Annotated in this window: 19 protein-coding genes; 9 read left to right on the top strand and 10 right to left on the bottom strand. The window is 56.4% G+C overall.

Going from position 1 to position 16179, the window contains the following annotated elements; genetic code table 11:
- The first annotated feature begins 59 nt into the window (after positions 1–59).
- Complete coding sequence (locus FHS78_RS18825; protein ID WP_167095994.1) at positions 60–647, top strand: hypothetical protein; 588 nt, start codon at positions 60–62, stop codon at positions 645–647.
- A gap of 212 nt (positions 648–859) precedes the next feature.
- On the opposite strand, the gene FHS78_RS18830 is transcribed toward FHS78_RS18825, so the two are convergent.
- The 4 genes from FHS78_RS18830 to FHS78_RS18845 all read right to left on the bottom strand — a co-directional run bounded on the left by FHS78_RS18830 (position 860) and on the right by FHS78_RS18845 (position 3846).
- Positions 860–1501 (bottom strand): hypothetical protein, encoded by a 642-nt coding sequence (locus tag FHS78_RS18830; RefSeq protein WP_167095996.1) that lies wholly within the window; start codon positions 1499–1501, stop codon positions 860–862.
- Positions 1502–1512: 11 nt separating this feature from the next.
- Positions 1513–2304 (bottom strand): PD-(D/E)XK nuclease family protein, encoded by a 792-nt coding sequence (locus FHS78_RS18835; protein ID WP_167095998.1) that lies wholly within the window; start codon positions 2302–2304, stop codon positions 1513–1515.
- A gap of 309 nt (positions 2305–2613) precedes the next feature.
- Positions 2614–3270 (bottom strand): hypothetical protein, encoded by a 657-nt coding sequence (locus FHS78_RS18840; protein WP_167096000.1) that lies wholly within the window; start codon positions 3268–3270, stop codon positions 2614–2616.
- 18 nt (positions 3271–3288) lie between these two features.
- Entirely contained in the window at positions 3289–3846 is a 558-nt protein-coding gene (locus FHS78_RS18845; protein ID WP_205305394.1) for an outer membrane lipoprotein, read from the bottom strand.
- A 294-nt stretch (positions 3847–4140) separates the two neighbouring features.
- Between FHS78_RS18845 and FHS78_RS18850 the strand changes: the two genes are divergently transcribed.
- Positions 4141–5004, top strand: a complete 864-nt coding sequence (locus tag FHS78_RS18850; protein WP_167096002.1) for a hypothetical protein — start codon at positions 4141–4143, stop codon at positions 5002–5004.
- Positions 5005–5276: 272 nt separating this feature from the next.
- On the opposite strand, the gene FHS78_RS18855 is transcribed toward FHS78_RS18850, so the two are convergent.
- The 4 genes from FHS78_RS18855 to FHS78_RS18870 all read right to left on the bottom strand — a co-directional run bounded on the left by FHS78_RS18855 (position 5277) and on the right by FHS78_RS18870 (position 8016).
- Positions 5277–5978 carry a hypothetical protein gene (locus tag FHS78_RS18855; protein ID WP_167096004.1) on the bottom strand — a complete coding sequence of 234 codons (702 nt, stop codon included), beginning with the start codon at positions 5976–5978 and terminating at the stop codon, positions 5277–5279.
- 46 nt (positions 5979–6024) lie between these two features.
- Entirely contained in the window at positions 6025–6663 is a 639-nt protein-coding gene (locus FHS78_RS18860) for a hypothetical protein (RefSeq protein WP_167096006.1), read from the bottom strand.
- Positions 6664–6666: 3 nt separating this feature from the next.
- Positions 6667–7383, bottom strand: coding sequence for a hypothetical protein (locus FHS78_RS18865; RefSeq protein WP_167096008.1), 717 nt, complete (start codon positions 7381–7383; stop codon positions 6667–6669).
- A gap of 411 nt (positions 7384–7794) precedes the next feature.
- Positions 7795–8016 (bottom strand): helix-turn-helix domain-containing protein, encoded by a 222-nt coding sequence (locus FHS78_RS18870; protein WP_167096010.1) that lies wholly within the window; start codon positions 8014–8016, stop codon positions 7795–7797.
- Positions 8017–8108: 92 nt separating this feature from the next.
- Here FHS78_RS18870 and FHS78_RS18875 point away from each other — a divergent pair, with 92 nt between their 5' ends.
- The 7 genes from FHS78_RS18875 to FHS78_RS18905 all read left to right on the top strand — a co-directional run bounded on the left by FHS78_RS18875 (position 8109) and on the right by FHS78_RS18905 (position 14586).
- A complete protein-coding gene (locus FHS78_RS18875; protein WP_167096012.1) occupies positions 8109–8612 on the top strand; it encodes a DUF4365 domain-containing protein in 504 nt (167 codons plus the stop codon).
- A gap of 71 nt (positions 8613–8683) precedes the next feature.
- A complete protein-coding gene (locus FHS78_RS18880; RefSeq protein ID WP_167096014.1) occupies positions 8684–9376 on the top strand; it encodes a hypothetical protein in 693 nt (230 codons plus the stop codon).
- A gap of 99 nt (positions 9377–9475) precedes the next feature.
- Positions 9476–10771: a site-specific DNA-methyltransferase gene (locus FHS78_RS18885; protein ID WP_167096016.1), complete on the top strand. Its 1296-nt coding sequence runs from the start codon at positions 9476–9478 to the stop codon at positions 10769–10771.
- Positions 10772–10958: 187 nt separating this feature from the next.
- On the top strand, positions 10959–11486 hold the full coding sequence (locus FHS78_RS18890; protein ID WP_205305395.1) for a DUF5681 domain-containing protein: 528 nt from the start codon (positions 10959–10961) through the stop codon (positions 11484–11486).
- Entirely contained in the window at positions 11483–12955 is a 1473-nt protein-coding gene (gene terL, locus FHS78_RS18895; RefSeq protein WP_167096018.1) for a phage terminase large subunit, read from the top strand. The genes FHS78_RS18890 and terL overlap by 4 nt, the downstream gene beginning before the upstream one ends.
- 75 nt (positions 12956–13030) lie before the next feature.
- Positions 13031–13240 carry a hypothetical protein gene (locus FHS78_RS18900; protein ID WP_167096020.1) on the top strand — a complete coding sequence of 70 codons (210 nt, stop codon included), beginning with the start codon at positions 13031–13033 and terminating at the stop codon, positions 13238–13240.
- A 299-nt stretch (positions 13241–13539) separates the two neighbouring features.
- The gene (locus FHS78_RS18905) at positions 13540–14586 is read left to right on the top strand and encodes a phospholipase D-like domain-containing protein (RefSeq protein WP_167096022.1); all 1047 of its coding nucleotides are present in this window, start codon (positions 13540–13542) and stop codon (positions 14584–14586) included.
- 251 nt (positions 14587–14837) lie between these two features.
- On the opposite strand, the gene FHS78_RS18910 is transcribed toward FHS78_RS18905, so the two are convergent.
- Both FHS78_RS18910 and FHS78_RS18915 read right to left on the bottom strand, forming a co-directional pair.
- A complete protein-coding gene (locus FHS78_RS18910) occupies positions 14838–15716 on the bottom strand; it encodes a nucleotidyl transferase AbiEii/AbiGii toxin family protein (RefSeq protein ID WP_167096024.1) in 879 nt (292 codons plus the stop codon).
- The coding region (locus tag FHS78_RS18915; RefSeq protein WP_246220603.1) for a hypothetical protein at positions 15709–16179 on the bottom strand (471 nt) is incomplete at its 5' end. The genes FHS78_RS18915 and FHS78_RS18910, both read right to left, overlap by 8 nt.

A 16179-nucleotide genomic window follows, 5' to 3' on the forward strand; every position in this document is an offset into this window, starting at 1 on the left:
GATGAACTCCGTCTCGAAGTCCTCAAGCTCGCGAAACGCTGGAAGCCGAAAACAAGCCGGTGAAATGGGCGGGGTGTGACCGGAACACCGCTTACTACAATTCCACGGGGGATGCCGACCAATACACGGCCGAAACCGGCCTGACGCTCAACCTCAAGCCGGAGCTTGCGACACCCGATTACGTGAATCTCAAATTGAGCTTCGAATTCAGTTCGCTCGGCACGCTGGAGCCGTCTTCCTCGGCTCAGGTTCTGGACGTATCGAAGAACACCTATGCGATCACCGGCTATTTCCCGTACGGCAAACCCATCGTCCTTGGAACGATTGCCAGCGGGACGCAGCAATATGACGGAACGGGCCAAACCGGGCTGAACCGCGTTCCGCTCGTCGGCGGCGCTTTCGGCAAGTCGGAAGACAGAATTTCCGCATCCGATACGATGGTCATCGGTGTTTTGTCGGAGCCAACCGCGTTCCACGGTTCACACGAAAAACAGGTGCTTGAGGCCATGCAGTCCATGGGGGTCAAGATCACCCCGCACGAGACTATCGAACGGCGGAGAATCCTGCATCAGGCGCCCGACATCTATGCTTTTGGGCTGAGCTTCCTTAAGACTCACGTAGGGGTGAAAGCCAATCAACAATTTTGATGTCCGATCTACACCCAGCCGGACCTGCCTCTGGCGATAAGCACAAGCGTTGGGCTCCTGATGTCACCGGCCGCTAACATCTGATATGGGAAATTGTGGTGGTAGGTGGCTGGTTGTGGCTTTGTTGAAATCGCTAGCCCCACGTTCGGATAGGGAATAGTGCCAAGGCTGTACCCTTCAGCCTCAATCCAGAATTGACATCAGAGGGGCTCTCATCGAGCGCCTCCGATCGTTTGCAATGCATCCTGGAGCAGTTCATCGAAGGCGGGTTGTGCTGCCTTGAGGTCATCCAGTGCATTCACAAACGGACCTAGGGCATCCTCGATAGCATTTGCCTCAATGGCTTTTGCCATGGTTTCAGCATCCACTACGAGAGGCCTGAAAAAACCTCCCGAGCCTTCCATGAAGACAAATCCCTCCGCTCGCAATTTTTCTACATACGTGCGAACAAACTTTTTCCATTGAGCCTTACCGCCAAAATACTGCGTTTCGCATTCGACAAGAAAACCCAGCTTGCCTTGTCCTGCTCTAAGCAGTCGAGTTAGCCAAAAATAGTCGTGGCCCTTCTTTCCGGTAAAATCATCCCTCTCCTCACCCCAGAGGCAGAAACTCAAATAGACGTCGTTATCGCTATCGGGGACAGCCCATGACTGAGGAGCTAGCCAAAGGTAGTCGTCCTCTCCAACACTCCAGCTATACTGTCCTCGCCATCGTCTCTTTTTTGCCCACTTCTCCGCCATCGAATTCATTGCCGAAGCAACTCGGGGTTCCAGCTCATTCGCCAAATAGCTCGCAGCCATATCAAGATCGCCCAAATGGCGAACTATGAGAGCGTCAATTTGAGCGTCATGCATTCTTCAACTCCCTAGAAACGAGCGACCCGCTCTGCAAATTGCAGGACGGTCCTGGTTCCTTCCACACCTCCAGCGCGAGATCGCACGACCTTTCTGATAGCCTCCGCCACAGTGTTCCAACTCGCGACGACAACATTTTCCGAATCTGGAACAGTTGGCATAGGTCGACTTGGCGAGAGAAAGATTACCGCGTACTCGTCTTTTCCAGATTTCACTGATTTTTCCCAAGCGAGATCCAGGTACCTACGGATTTGGTCGGGGCCCTCAGGAGCATCAATCTTAACCTCAATAAATACAGTACTGTTGCCACCGTCCAAGGCTATGTCGACTCGGTTGTCGGCAGCCCCGAATGGACAATTTTCAGTGAAGATAGTGTATGGGGCGACATGCATATCCAATGAGAGTGGAAAAGCACCGCCGTGCCGATCCGCAAGAATTCCTATCCACTCCTGCAACACCGCTGCCCCCAAGCCATGCGACCCCTTGGCATCAAGAAGCCACGCCAGCACCGCCGCATGACGAACTTCGTCTCGCCGTAAACCGGCCACCTCCCAGACATCAATAAAAGCACCACTCTCTCGTGCTTCACGCACACGTGCGCCGAGCATCGTGAGAAGTAGTGCGAGACGGTCCCCATCTATGGGAGAGGTGACTGGTTTGCGTGCAAGCGTTTGTATTTCGCCTGCTTTCCGAGCCACGGCAACCCTTTCCAGAAACACCCGCAGAGATACCAGATGTTCCTCTCTCCCGCGGAAGGCATCCCCAATGCCAGATGTGGCGGTGTGCCGGGTCTCCAGTGTCACGTGCCGCTCCTGACTTCACTTTAAAGGCAATACTCTTCGATTCTGCACGCAACGCTTTCCACCATCTGGTGACACGAATGCTCAGATCGGTCTTGAAACAGATCAACCCCCACAAACTTCTGCACAACAGGGCGTCCGACAACATGTTTGTGCCATTCATTGTCGAAAACACTTGTCACATGAACCTCGGAATGGCTGGCCTTCGCCTTCGTATCCTTTCAAAAAGCGGCAGCAAAAATGACGAAACCGGAAAAGTTGTCAGCCGAGAGAAATACGCAGAACGGTTCATGCCTCAATCGGAATCCACAACTAGCTGGTCGGAGACTTTGCCTGTTCGGCTCCCTTAGCCCTCATCTCAAGAACATTGAGCTTGGAGGTATTTACGGCATTCACGATGAAGCTCTTCATCGCATTCGTGCCGGCGGCGGCAATCGCGTCGTCAATATCAAAACAGGACCCCGTTGTTTGCCCTGCTCCTTCACCCTTTACGTTGCTCTGGCCCGACAGGCCGTCAGGCCCAACCACTGCCACGATGCCGTGAAACGCCACCTGCGCATTGGGTGTGTTCGTCCAGAAGCCGGGCGTGATACCGAACTTTGCATCCATGGCACCTTGGTAAACGATAATCTGACCGTCGAAACCCTGAGCTGCCAAGTCGGCGGGGTTGAGGGTGCCGGGGACAAATTTCACCTCCTGGAACGACTCCCTGAATGCTCCTTGAGCTGACGTCACATAGCCATTCTCGAAGTCAGTGGGGAAGGTCCACGCGCTACAAGTAAAGGCGTCCGTATCGACATCCTTTTGCCAACCGCCAGTCTGGATATAGACCGCATATTTTCCTGCGGTCTTGTTTTGCGTCGCAAGGTCAGTGGGTGAGATAGACGGCGCAGTGACCGGCACGTTGGACTGACAACCAGCGAGCATGCCCGCGCCCAACAGCATGGCTGCGAGGAAGATTGAACGCATTCTACGTCTCCCGAATTCTTATTGGGTTGGTTCGGGATCGATGATCTTGATCCCCTTGGGTCGCTCGATCTGCGTCGGCAGATTGGCTGCCGGAAGCACACGCTGGTAGCCACCCGAATTCTGGACAATGACCCGATCGCCAGGATTGAGGAGAACGTCTTTCTCACCGACATCCTGGGCAATCGTGAGCGTCACACCGCTCTCCAGAACGACCACATATTCGACGCCTTTGCGGTCGGCGGCTGATTGCTCGGCTATGGCGCCGATGACGGCACCAGCCAATGCGCCTCCTGCCACAGCCCATGCCGTTCCGTCGCCGGATCCAATATAAGAGCCGGCGCCGGATCCAATATAAGAGCCGGCGCCGGCACCCGCAGCGCCACCGATAAGCGCTCCCGTACCGGTATTCTTGCCGGTGATGTCGATTTCGCGCCGGGAAACCACGGTGCCGAATGATACGGCAGAGGATTTCCCAACTTCATCGTAATTGTAGACGTTCTGGGAAGGTCGCTTGGCACATCCAGCGACACCGAAAGCCATGACGATGCCAAGCATCGCCATTCCAAGCCATTTCATGAAGCCCCCCGACTTGAAACCTGAATTTGAATTCAGATTAATGAATAGTCAGCCCCCGGCTCAAGACAATATTTTCATTTCGCAATGATTTGTGGAAGAGGTGCGCTTAGGACTGATATCAGAATTCCTCGAACTTTTTATCAAACAGTGGAGTTTCTTCCTGCATCGGAAGAGCAATTGCCTCACTAACCACGATCAGCAGCTTGGTCACAATCCGCATCGCACTCCCTTAACGATCAGGCAACACCGCTTCCGGCACCATTAGAAAACAGTGTCCACTTGCGGGGGGAGGCTATGAGCCTCACACAGGTTATCCAGCGACAAGAGGTGAGAGATGCTTTCCGTGCAAATGCAATCAAGGAGCGAACGCCCAAGGCTATCCGCAGCTGCCCGCTCCTGGTGCCGCCCACAACAAAACTTTACGGGATCGTCGGCCACGCCTTCGACTACCTTGCGCGTATCCATCTCCGTCGAAAACTCGAGGGGTCTGCGGTAACGGTTCTCGACTATGGTTGGTTCGCCGAACATGAGAAACATCGGCTGGAGTGGCACTGCGTTCGCAAGCAGGACTACAAATTCTGGGTGGCCTCTCTGAGCCGCGCGAAGACTGCCGCACAGCGATACCAGGAGGGCGACGACAATCTCCTACAGATGAGCCAGTACTGCCAGCTTCTGGCCAATGTCGAGATCCTTGCTCGCTCGGGACGTTTCGATCCGGATTTCCGGCCGCATGTCGATATCTCAAACGAACTCATACAGATGATTGAAATCCTCGACCGGCAAGAGGAGTTCTGCCCCGAAACCCTTTGCGTGCTTAACCCCAGGTTCGAGGCAGCGTCACTGGTGGGTGGCGCGGATGCCGATCTCGTCCTCGACGACAGGTTGATCGACTTCAAGACGGCATCAAGACCTATAGTCAGGCTGGAGTACCAGCTCCAGCTCGCCGCCTACACTGCACTGCAAAGAAAGGCTGGCCTTGAGGGCGTGCCTCCTGAGCAGCAACCGGAGTTCCGGAAAGTGGAACTCTATTTCGCCCGCTTTGGTATCCTGCTTTCCTGGTCTCTGGAGGAGCTGTTTCCCGATGGGGGATTTGATCGCTTCTGCACCGCTTTCGACGCCGAACTGGGCGACGAAGACGGCGGGGTCCTCTTTGAATAGTCGAGTAGCCTGTGCATTTCCGGGCAGCGTGCGAATGTCTATGCATCAGGAAGGCGACACTGCGAAACACCAGCTCCCAACCGGTCACATTTCATATGGTAACTTTCTCTGTAGGCCGATGAGGAAAATCGGCGCCTTTGCGGAAGGAAGTATCCATCACCTGTATACCGCCTACTCTTCCCTGAACACCCGCATGGCCTGGCCCTTCAGGGGTTTCACGAAATAACTCATGGCGCCGCGCTCCCCGGTCTCCATAAACACCTCAGCCGGCATCACAGCCTCCTCTCAAAATTTCTGATGATTTGTTCGGCGCATTTGGTGGCGCCACTTACGAATTCATCACTCGAGGGATAGGAGACCTGACCGACCAATAATACACTCTCCCCCCCTTTTTCGGAGAGGCATTGGGCATCAAAACCCCTCTTGCCATCAGGTTCATATCCGTACACAATCACAAACGTCCGTATACCAACAGTATGCAACTCAAACACCCGCATATGGCAACGTTCCCTCACCTTCTTCTTCAAGGCGGCATAGGCCTCAGGCGTCATGCGCGCAGAATACGAGTTCCGCACATCTCGCTTTATTCGGTAGTCCATGTTGCAATAGGGAGCCACATCTATACGGCTCATTACGCGCTCAGTGATGTCAGCCAATTGCGGCCCCTCCGGCGCTCCCGCGCCAGTGGCGCTCAAGAGGAACTTCAACAAACAACGCTTGAATTCCGGGTCCTGCAGCTGCGGAGCAGAGCTCTTTTCAAATCCTAAAACAGACTCCTCGCACATTCCCTTCTCCCCGACAGACTCTATTTCTTCAGGATGCGACCCGAGCGCCTTCTCGCCACTGGCAAGTGCAGGAACCGCAAAGGCAGGCATGGCAGCCAAAAGCGGGAGAACAAGCCACCTCCCCCTCGCCGACACCGACGCTCTCCGCCTCTGCCGAACTCGACACTCGAAATCTTTGAAAGCGGTCATCAAATTCTCCGTCGACGGTTTCACCCGACGATGATTGCATTCGAATTCATGAAATGCGCGGACACGCTTCACCTGCAGGAGCGGCGGGAAATGTCACGTAGGATGGATCCAGAAGGGGGTTTTCGAACACGATCACATGGAACGTATTCACGGGACGGACGCTCTGCTCACTCGTGTAAAAGGCTATTTGCACGCCGATCCAGCGCCTGAACGGAACAAAAAATCGAAATCTATTTGCGTCGATATAATAGGAGAAACGCAGCTCCCGGGTATTTGGTCCGATTGTTCCATCGGAGATTCTTGGACTTCCTTTACCCGGATATTTAATCGTTGATCGATATATCGCCCCCAGATTTCTCATCACCGCGTGGATCGCGGCCACTTTTTCCGCCAGCGACCGCCGTCCCACCATTCCGCGGCGTACTCGCGTCGCTATCTCGTCCGATAAATATTTTCTCAAACTTCCTTTTGCGGGGCCCAGCTCGGCACTCACATTCTTTTTGATATCTGCCTCTATCGATTTGTACTCTTCCCCAGAGACACCATCGAAAGAACATTCATCTTGCGTCGAGTTGGCTGCCCATATTGGCCACATGTAGCCGATGAGCCCGGCACCGGAGATTGAGACAAGGGCTGCGATCCCGATCTTCAAACGCGCCAGGCTATTTGGCTTCCCCCTCCGCATGGCTTATGCGTCTCCATTTTCCAACGACTTCATGTTCGCGGAGTGGAGCGGCACGATCGGGCACGCCTCTCCCACGGGCGACTTCGGAGCGGTCATATAGAATGGAGAGAGCAAGTGGGGATAAAATGCCACCACATAAAATGTATTCGCTTCGTGATATTCGTTCTTCTTTAAGTTATATACAATCTTTACTGTCATCCACCTTCTTATTGGAAGATACATCCGCTTTGGGCTTATATCGATATAATAGTTGTATTCAATTGCAGTGGTCTCGGGCTTAACCTGGCCATCAAAAAACACATAGCCTTTGTGATACACACGCTCGACCGTGGAGCGGTAATATCCACCCAGCGACCTCATCAAAGCGTGTATGGCGGCCACTTTTTCAATGAAGGTGTCTTGTCCGCGAATTGCCCCGGCTACACGATCTCCTATCAGAGTAGAATAGCCTTTATCTAAACCGCCTTTGCGCGTCTCCAAGATCAGGGGCGGCGAGTTTTTCGCCTTATTTAAGTAAGCCTCATATTGTTTCCCCGCTATTCCCTTAAATACACAATTATCTTGACCTTTTTGATTTAGCCATAGGGGCAATAAATATGCCCCGCCCCACACTGCAACAAACAGGGCGATCAAAAAGGGCAGGACCCTTTTTCTCCTTATGAACACTTGTGCATGGTGCCGCATGATTTCGGTCGCCTGTATTTTCTGCAGATTAGGCAACACCCAATCCAAGGAGAAACGGAAAGGAAATCGCAACCTCGGCCCTCAGACTTTCGAGCTACTTGGGTTGTGCTGCCGCATATTCTCCGCACACCTATCATTTTCTAGAGATACAAATCAGGTATCACGCGGCCTACGACAGGGGACAACGATCACGTTGACTCACGCTAGATCAAGTTCTCGAATGATGAAACCAGAATTTTTTAATTTGAATTTTAAACAACAGGTTGAATCAATGGCACCCATTATATCGCGCCGATAAATATTCGTTATTATTTATTATATCGTCGATGTGTCAGCTATTTCGAGGGTCGTGCCAGCGCCTCGGAGAGCGGCGGCGATCATTTTTGAAATGCGGGGATCGATGCGACTGCGTTGCTGATCTACCGCCTGCCCTGGTCCAGCAGGGAGCTATGAATTCCGCCTCACCCTCTCGAGCAACTCCCCCGGTTCCACCTCGAGGGTTTCTGCAAGCTTTGCCAGGATCACGATAGTAGGATTGCGGATGCCGCGCTCGATACCACTGATATAGGTGCGGTGCAGGCCGCTCTCGAAGGCCAGATCCTCTTGGGACCAGCCCTTCTCGGCGCGTATCCGGCGGACGTTGAGCCCTAGCTGCCTGCGAATGTCCATGCGCAGAAGAGACGGTGCGGCAAAACGAATGTCTGCAGCCGATGAGTCTCATTTTGCTTGACTTCCAGGGCCCCGGAAGTGTTGCTGGAGGCATGGGAACGCAAACGTCAGAACGATTTCTCAAACCCACCAGCACCCAGACCGGGCAGATCGCAGAGGCGTCCCTCGCCTCCGGCCTCATCCTCGCTTCCGGCGGGCGACTGGCGCCGTTCCGGCCCTTTGCCGACGATGACGGGATCGACCTCCTCATCTACGACAAGGCGACCCGGCGGAGCGTGCCCGTACAGGTGAAGGCCCGGACAGGTCTCGACAATGACAGGGCCGGCACGGTGCAGTTCGACGTCAGACTGGCCACTTTCGCGGCCGAGGGGGCGGGGTTCATTGCAGCCGTTCTCATGGATGGGGCGACTGTGCAGCTTGCGTGGCTCATCCCGACGGAAGAGTTCGGCGATGTCGCCCGCTCCGGCAAGGACAAGCTCGTCATGGTCGCCTCCACCAAGCCCGGCTCCTCCGACCGCTACCGCGCCTGGCGCCACCACGACATGACCTCGCTGGCTGGCGCCCTCATCGACCATTTCGAGAACGGAACCGACTAACGCCGCCCCTTGCGATCTCCCTCCCCCTGCGGAATGCTTGTTCCCTGACAGCTACGGGGCGGGGCATCGCAATGCCGAGGAAACACAAACCCGAATGGTACGAATACGGCTTTCCGGATGACGTCGAGTTCTTCAAGCTGAAGAGTAGCGAGGCCGATGAGCTGGTCGCCATGCTCGGCATCAACGATCCGGAACGTCGCGACGAGTTGATCCGCCGACTGGAGAAGGCAGGCGACGAGTATCGCGATGCCGTGGAACTTTCCCGGATCACACCCTCCGTTCCGAAACAACGCGCCGCCCTCGACGAACTCCTTTCAACCGCGGACGATCTCCGGCATATCCTCGCCACCATCGACCACGCCTCGCAGGACGCGCTCTGGACCCTGCTCGATGAACACCCGCGCCCTGTCGATGACCGCGACACCCCCGAAAACGGCTTCACCCAGTACGAAGAACTCCGGATACGTCTGGAGCATCTGACGCCCGTGCTGAAGCGGTATCTCGAGGACACGAAGCCGAAGGGCGGGCGTCCGCAGAACACCGAGCTGCAGCAGGCAGTCGAAACCCTGATCGGCATATATGAAGAGTTCAGCGGCATCGCCTTCACCCACACCGCCCATGAGGAGGGCAGCTATACGGCCGAGCCCCGGTCACCGGGCGACCGGTTCGTGCACCGGGTGATGTCGCTGATCGACGATGACCTGACAGCCAGCACCATCACCTCCGCTATCGGCGCGGTTCTGCGCCGAAGAAAAGGTCAGTAGGAAAAACCCCTCCCGGTCACCGACCCGGTTGTTCCGCTCCAGCGTCCTCCCGTCCCGCAGGAAAGTGTCCCTGCTTGCGGCCGGGAAAGGACCATCGAAATGAGCAAACAAGACCTTCAAATTGAAAACGTCGCCATTGCTGCGCTCAAGCCTTACGCGCGCAATCCGCGGACTCACTCAAAGAAGCAGCTGAAGCAGATCGAGGACTCGATCCGGCGCTTTGGCTGGACGAATCCTGTGCTGATCGACAGCGATGGCGGCGTGATCGCCGGCCATGGCCGTCTTGAGGCCGCAAAGGCCATGGGACTCCGGGAGGTCCCGGCCATCCGGTTCGATCACATGAGCGAGGCAGAGAAACGCGCCTATGTGGTCGCGGATAACAGGCTGGCCGAGAATGCAGGCTGGGACCCCGAGCTGCTGGCGATCGAGCTGCAGGATCTCGTCATCGAGGCGCCTGACCTCGACATTACGCTGACGGGCTTCGAGACGGCGGAGATCGATCTGCTGATCGGCGAGCTGGACAAGGCGGAGCCCGACGAGGCGGACGCGCTGCCCGAGATCGACGAAACACTGCCGTCTGTGACGGTGCCGGGCGATCTCTGGCTGCTGGGCCGGCACAGGCTCCTCTGCGCCGATGCGAGGGACGGCCAGGCCTGGGCACGACTCATGGACGGCGAGACGGCGGAAATGGTGTTCACCGATCCGCCCTATAACGTGCCTGTCGAGGGTCATGTGTCGGGGCTGGGGGCGCATCACCATGCCGAGTTCGCCATGGCATCGGGCGAGATGTCACGCGAGGCCTTCCAGGCGTTCCTGACCGAGGTGCTTGGCAACATGGCCGCGCAGGCCCGCGACGGTTCGCTTCACTATGTCTGCATGGACTGGCGGCATCTGGGCGAGCTGCTTGATGCGGGCAAAGAGGTCTATCGCGAGATGAAGAATCTCTGCGTCTGGACCAAGTCCAATGGCGGCATGGGCTCGCTCTATCGTTCGCAGCACGAGCTGGTGGGTGTCTTCAAGAAGGGCAAGGCACCGCATATCAACAACGTGGAGTTGGGCAAACATGGCCGCTACCGCAGCAATGTCTGGGCCTATGCGGGCATGAACAGCTTTGGCGGTGATCGGGACGAGGCACTCGCCATGCATCCCACTGTGAAGCCGGTGGCGCTGGTCGAGGATGCGATCCTCGATGCAACGACGCGCGGCGGGGTCGTGATCGACGGCTTTGCGGGCGCCGGCACCACGCTGATGGCGGCCGAGCGTGCGGGCCGCCGCGCCTTCTGCCTCGAGATCGAGCCCCGCTATATGGACGTGACGCTGAGGCGGTTCCGCAAGGCGACCGGCATCGAACCGATCCACGCGGAGAGCGGCTTCACCTTAGCCGAGATCGAATAGGAGCCGCGTCAGGCGCCCTGTCAGGGATCGTGCAAATGCCAGGTTACAGGGCGCTTGACATGTCGAGAATGGAGTATGCCACCCGGCCTCCGGGCCGGGCGGCCCATGCCCCCAAGGGGCCATACAGAGAGCAATGAAAGGTATTTCGCAATGTTCGATACACCGGAAAACGGAGGACAGATCCGCCATGACGAAAAGGAAAAACGACAACCGCGACTATGAAGTCGGCTACGGCAAGCCGCCCGAGCACAGTCGCTTTCAGAAAGGCCGCTCCGGAAACCCGAAAGGACGACCGAAAGGATCGAAAAACTTCAAGACCGAGATCAGGGAGGAACTCAACGCGCGCTCGAATGTACAGATCAACGGCCGGCGGCAAAGGGTGTCGAACCAGCGCATTGCGATAATCCGGCTGAGGGAAGGAGCCTTCAAGGGAGACCTGGGCGCCCTGGACAGGTTCCTCAATTACGCCGCGAAATACAACGACGAGGAACTCGCTGACGAAACCGGCCTTACGCCTGACGATCGCGAGATCCTGAAGGGCTTTCAACGCCGCCTGCAAAGCGGGGCCGCAAAGAGCCTGTCCGACGAGGAACCGGAGGAAGCCGGTCTCTCGGAAGAGGAACGGCGCGAGCGCGAGATCGAGGAAGAGTGGCGCCGTTCGGGCATCGATGACGATCCCGAGGATGACACGCGGGACGGAGAGGAGGGTGCATGATGGGCGGGCAGGACGAACGGCAACTTCTCAACGCTGTACTGCGTGAGGATCTCGGTGCCTTTGTGCACAAGGTGTTCCAGACAGTTTCGTCGGGCGATACCTATCTTCCCAACTGGCATATCGACGCGATCGTGTATCGCCTGACACAGGTGCGCGACGGCGAGATCCGGCGGCTGGTGATTACCCAGCCGCCGCGGTCACTGAAGTCGATCTGTACCTCGGTCGCCTTCGTCGCCTGGGCGATGGGACACGACCCGAAACTGCGCTTCATCTGCGTGTCCTATTCGACGGAACTGGCGAACACGCTGTCGCGCCATTTTCGTCTTGTCGTCGAAAGCGACTGGTACCGCGAACTCTTTCCGCGCATGCGGATCGCCAAGCTCACGGAAAGCGAGATCACGACGACGGCGGGCGGCGGGCGCAGCGCGGTCACCGTGGGCGGAACGCTCACGGGCCGCGGAGCCGACATCATCGTCATCGACGATCCGATGAAGGCGGAAGAGGCGCAATCGGAAACCACGAGGCGGCGGGTGAAGGAGTGGTACGGCAACACGCTTCTGTCGCGCCTCAACGACAAGAAAACCGGGTCGATCCTGCTGGTGATGCAGCGCCTCCATGAGGACGATCTGGCCGGTCACCTGCTCGAGAGCGGGGAGAAGACACGTTCCGAAAAAGGGGTGTGGACACGTCTCGATCTATCGGCGATCGCCGAGCAGGACGAGGAAATCCCGATCGGGCCTCACAACGTTCATACACGCCGCGAAGGCGAGGCGCTTCATCCCGAGCGGGAAAGCGTGGAGATGCTAGAGAAAATCCGGGCCGAGATGGGAAGTCTGGCCTTCTCCGCCCAGTACCAGCAAAGACCGATGCCCACCGAGGGCAATCTGGTGAAGCGCGAGTGGCTCGACAATCGCTACGAGACGGAACCGGAGGGCCTGCAGATTGTCCAGAGCTGGGATGTCGCAAGCACCACGGGCGAGAACAACGACTGGTCGGTCTGCACGACCTGGGCAATGCGGAACCGGAGCTACTGGCTGCTCGATGTCTGGCGCGGGCGGCTGAACTTCCCGGACCTGAAGCGCAAGGTGGAAGCTCTGGCGCGACAGCATAACCCGTCGCGCATCCTGATCGAGGATGCTGGGCCCGGCATGCACCTGCTTCAGGAATTCAGAAACAATACGCCGCAGGGCATACCGAGACCGATCGGCATCACGCCGGTGGGTTCCAAGGAGGAACGTCTGGATGCCCAGACCGCGCGCTTCGAGGCAAAGCAGGTTCTGCTGCCGACGGACGCGCCCTGGCTCTCCGACTTCCAGCATGAGCTGCTGGCCTTCCCGAATGCCCGGCATGACGACCAGGTGGACAGCGTCACGCAGTTCCTGGCATGGGCCGAGAAGCACCGGAACCGGGGCCCGAGAGTCTCAACCTACTCGGAACTCATCGAGCCGGATGAACCGGACTACTGGTAGGACGAATGACTGGACTTCTCCGGCAAAGGAAGCGTCACTGACCACGCTTCCAACGACGCAAGAGGGAAGACAGTCATGGATGACGACCGCCGCGAAACCGCGCGCAGGCTGTTCGCGGCCTGCGCCGCTACGATCGAGAAGGCACATGATCAGGCGGCGCGGGGCCAGCACCCGCGTCTCGACGCCAAACAGGCCTCGCTCAGCTCCCGGAACATTGTGGAACTTGCGGACCGCATCAGGACGCTGGCCGAGGCCGCAGGCGTAGTGGCCGGGGAGAAGGACTGATCACGATGCCGACCTCGTGGTGGCGTGTTTGCTGCCGCGCTCGTCGCGCGTTCAGCATTTCCCGGGCGATGTCACGCGCAAAGAATTCAACCAGCGCTAGCTCGGTCTCGTTGGTAGATAGCCGGCTTCTTTTGTTGATCTCCTCGGCGCCATGTCTGCACAATTCTCCCTCACAATCTAAGCCGAAAGCAGATGAAGGCGTTCTCTTTACGTTGAGGCGTCCCACCCCCTACTCAATAATGCTAGTGTGGAAGTCACTCGCGACAGAAGAGGGGGAAGATATGTCATCGGAAAACTTCGTGAGCGGCTCCGATATCCTGGATGAAGTGAGGGCACTTATTGAAAGCTCGCAGCATGAAATTCGGATAGCGGTTGCATTCTGGGGGAAAGGGGCTGTTCAGCGGATTGCATTGAACAAAAGAACAGATGTACCCGTTGAAATTCTGTGTAACGCCAGCTCCGGCGCCTGCAATCCCGATGCGATGTCGGAGCTGATCGGATTACCGAATGTGAAGGTAAAGAACTGCAATTGGCTTCATGCGAAAGTATTTCTCTCGACAGACGCCTTGATCGCGGGATCAGCCAACGTGTCAGCCAACGGCCTCTCGCTCGAGGGACACCAGGAACTCAAGGGTTGGAATGAGGCCGCGATAGTCAGTACCAACGGAGACGCTATCGACGATGCCCAAAGGTGGTTCTCCGCTATATGGGATAACAGCAACTGCGAGGAAGTGGATGACGAGTTTATCGGCACAATACGACCGGTATGGAACGCCCGGCGGCGCGCGCGCCCCCTATCCACCTCAACCAAAGAGACCGACATACTCTCAGTCCTGGATTCTTCTCCCGAGGTTCTGACAAACCGGGGCATAAGGGTGCTGCGCTATCCAAATGAAAATCGCTCGGAAGGTGGTGAAAAAGCCACTGAGGAAATTCGCAAGGAATTTGACGACAGCCCCCCCGGTGAGAAAATTAGCCCTATATTAGGTGCGACCTTCTCTCGTGCGGACTCCTATGAAACAAAACAGGTGAAGGACACGCCTGAAGAAAAGAGAAAAGCTCTAGCCGGTTGGCCTTGGAACAATTGGCTGATCGATACGACTGATAATGCCACTTTGTTCTGGTTCCTCGGACCACAGGACTCTGTGCAAAAAATTAGACAGAAAGCGAATGTTGTAACCTTTGTCGTACCTGCCTACGGCGCCAGAAAGCTACCTCTGAGCAATGGGGCGTACCTTACGCTATCAAGAAAGAGCCTCGTGGAGTTGAGGCGGCGAGCCGACCAGCGCCGCAGAGAGCTTGGTAAGGCCGAAATTGATATCCCCATCGAAGAACTGTTGCTTTAGGCCACTTAGCCCACCCCCGGGGAGTCGAACCCCAGACCTAGACGCTCCAAACCGGCGGAAAATGTAACTTCCGCAGCCACTTCGCAATTCGAGGAGGGTAACCAGGCGAGGGGCTTGTGTCGCAGACCTGCTTGACCGTTGCCAAGTTTCGGCCGGCCGTTGATCAACCTTGCAATTGCGAGAAATTCAACCGATGACAGCCTTAGGCGCCTGAGATGAACTTAAACACTTGGCCCCATTGCATCGAAACATTACGCCTGCCAAGGCAAGCTTTCGTAGAAAATTCTTACCCTCTCAAAACACTCTTCAAACGGCGGGACCTCACCTAGCTCCAGTTCCAGGGTTTGCCAATTGGCGCCGGATCGCGTTTTGATCTCGGGGTTTTGAAGTGAAGAAGCCGCCGGCTCAATATGACGGGACCGGCACTTTTCATGAAATACCTCCAGAATCTGAGCGCGTACCTCGGCTGGAAGTTCATGCTCGGTGATCAATCGATCGAGATCATACACGTCCTGTCGTCTGTTCCGATTGCGCTCAACCTGCTGCAGCATAGCGCGATATTTTTCGGCTATCAGGTCTACAATCCCGTAGGCGAGCAACTCCTGCCCCCCTGTCAGCTCCAATACCTGGATTTGGCGCAACGGCTCATTGAACGAAATATCGAGATCGATAATTCCGGGGGCCCTCCCGGCAAGCATTGCCTGCTCCTGCCTGGTTCCTCGCTGAGCGAAAGCCACTTTGAGCTTGAGGGCAGGAAACTGCGCATCCTCAATTTCAATATGGTTGGGCTGCCTTCTGACCGAGTGCACCTGAAGAATGAGATCGACGTAACCGAGCTTCGCCGCTGCTCTGGGAAAGGCTGAATCGAGAAGCCCCCTTATCACCTCATCAACATTCTCTTTTGCTTCCAGAACAGCCGATAGATCAATGTCTGCTGTTTGCCGTGGACTGTTATAGGCAAGCCCCATGAGTATGCCCCCCTTCAGAACGAGCTTTTCGTTCAGGGGAGCCGTCATAGCTATCGCGTTCAAAGTAATTTCGGCAGCCTGGCGCTGCCCATACGACGCTGGATCGGCCTTGGCACGCTCGACCCAGCCCGCAACATCAATTTCAATGAAGTCATTAGACATTAAGCGATATCATCCACGTCTCAGAAAAGGTGGGAGCAAAAGCTTTAGACGGATCAAGCTTGCGGCTGCTACCGCGCTGCCCCAACGCTTTCCATTTTTCTATGCCAGGGTGCCTTAGTCCCAGGCGCTCTTCGAGGATGTAGCCTGCGCGGCTTTTGACAAGGTCACTTGCAGCAGTATCGACAGCGGAAACGATGTCATCCAGATATGTTGCAGCATGCTCTTCCCAGACATCAAGGATGTGATCCATCCCGCCGCAAAGATCGGGTTTTTGCAGCATATCGAGAAACGTTTGTCCTATCGTTGAGAGGCGTGTGTCGCTGCCACGAACTTTCAGGAAAGCACCCGCGGTTTTTGTTTCATAGACGTGGACATGCCTTTTTCGAACGCTCTTCGGATGGGTAATGATTTTCAGCGGGAATGGGTTTTCTTCATTTTCGAGGAGAACGCTTTTCATATGATC

This window comes from Parvibaculum indicum, from assembly GCF_011762095.1.
GTDB lineage: Bacteria > Pseudomonadota > Alphaproteobacteria > Parvibaculales > Parvibaculaceae > Parvibaculum > Parvibaculum indicum.

Bases quoted from the DNA above. Each gene is read 5' to 3' on its own strand.
- FHS78_RS18830 (WP_167095996.1), bottom strand. From the start codon at position 1,501: ATGCATGACGCTCAAATTGACGCTCTCATAGTTCGCCATTTGGGCGAT.
- FHS78_RS18840 (WP_167096000.1), bottom strand. From the start codon at position 3,270: ATGCGTTCAATCTTCCTCGCAGCCATGCTGTTGGGCGCGGGCATGCTC.
- FHS78_RS18845 (WP_205305394.1), bottom strand. From the start codon at position 3,846: ATGAAATGGCTTGGAATGGCGATGCTTGGCATCGTCATGGCTTTCGGT.
- FHS78_RS18850 (WP_167096002.1), top strand. From the start codon at position 4,141: ATGAGCCTCACACAGGTTATCCAGCGACAAGAGGTGAGAGATGCTTTC.
- FHS78_RS18855 (WP_167096004.1), bottom strand. From the start codon at position 5,978: ATGACCGCTTTCAAAGATTTCGAGTGTCGAGTTCGGCAGAGGCGGAGA.
- FHS78_RS18860 (WP_167096006.1), bottom strand. From the start codon at position 6,663: ATGCGGAGGGGGAAGCCAAATAGCCTGGCGCGTTTGAAGATCGGGATC.
- FHS78_RS18870 (WP_167096010.1), bottom strand. From the start codon at position 8,016: ATGGACATTCGCAGGCAGCTAGGGCTCAACGTCCGCCGGATACGCGCC.
- FHS78_RS18875 (WP_167096012.1), top strand. From the start codon at position 8,109: ATGGGAACGCAAACGTCAGAACGATTTCTCAAACCCACCAGCACCCAG.
- FHS78_RS18880 (WP_167096014.1), top strand. From the start codon at position 8,684: ATGCCGAGGAAACACAAACCCGAATGGTACGAATACGGCTTTCCGGAT.
- FHS78_RS18885 (WP_167096016.1), top strand. From the start codon at position 9,476: ATGAGCAAACAAGACCTTCAAATTGAAAACGTCGCCATTGCTGCGCTC.
- FHS78_RS18890 (WP_205305395.1), top strand. From the start codon at position 10,959: ATGACGAAAAGGAAAAACGACAACCGCGACTATGAAGTCGGCTACGGC.
- terL (WP_167096018.1), top strand. From the start codon at position 11,483: ATGATGGGCGGGCAGGACGAACGGCAACTTCTCAACGCTGTACTGCGT.
- FHS78_RS18900 (WP_167096020.1), top strand. From the start codon at position 13,031: ATGGATGACGACCGCCGCGAAACCGCGCGCAGGCTGTTCGCGGCCTGC.
- FHS78_RS18910 (WP_167096024.1), bottom strand. From the start codon at position 15,716: ATGTCTAATGACTTCATTGAAATTGATGTTGCGGGCTGGGTCGAGCGT.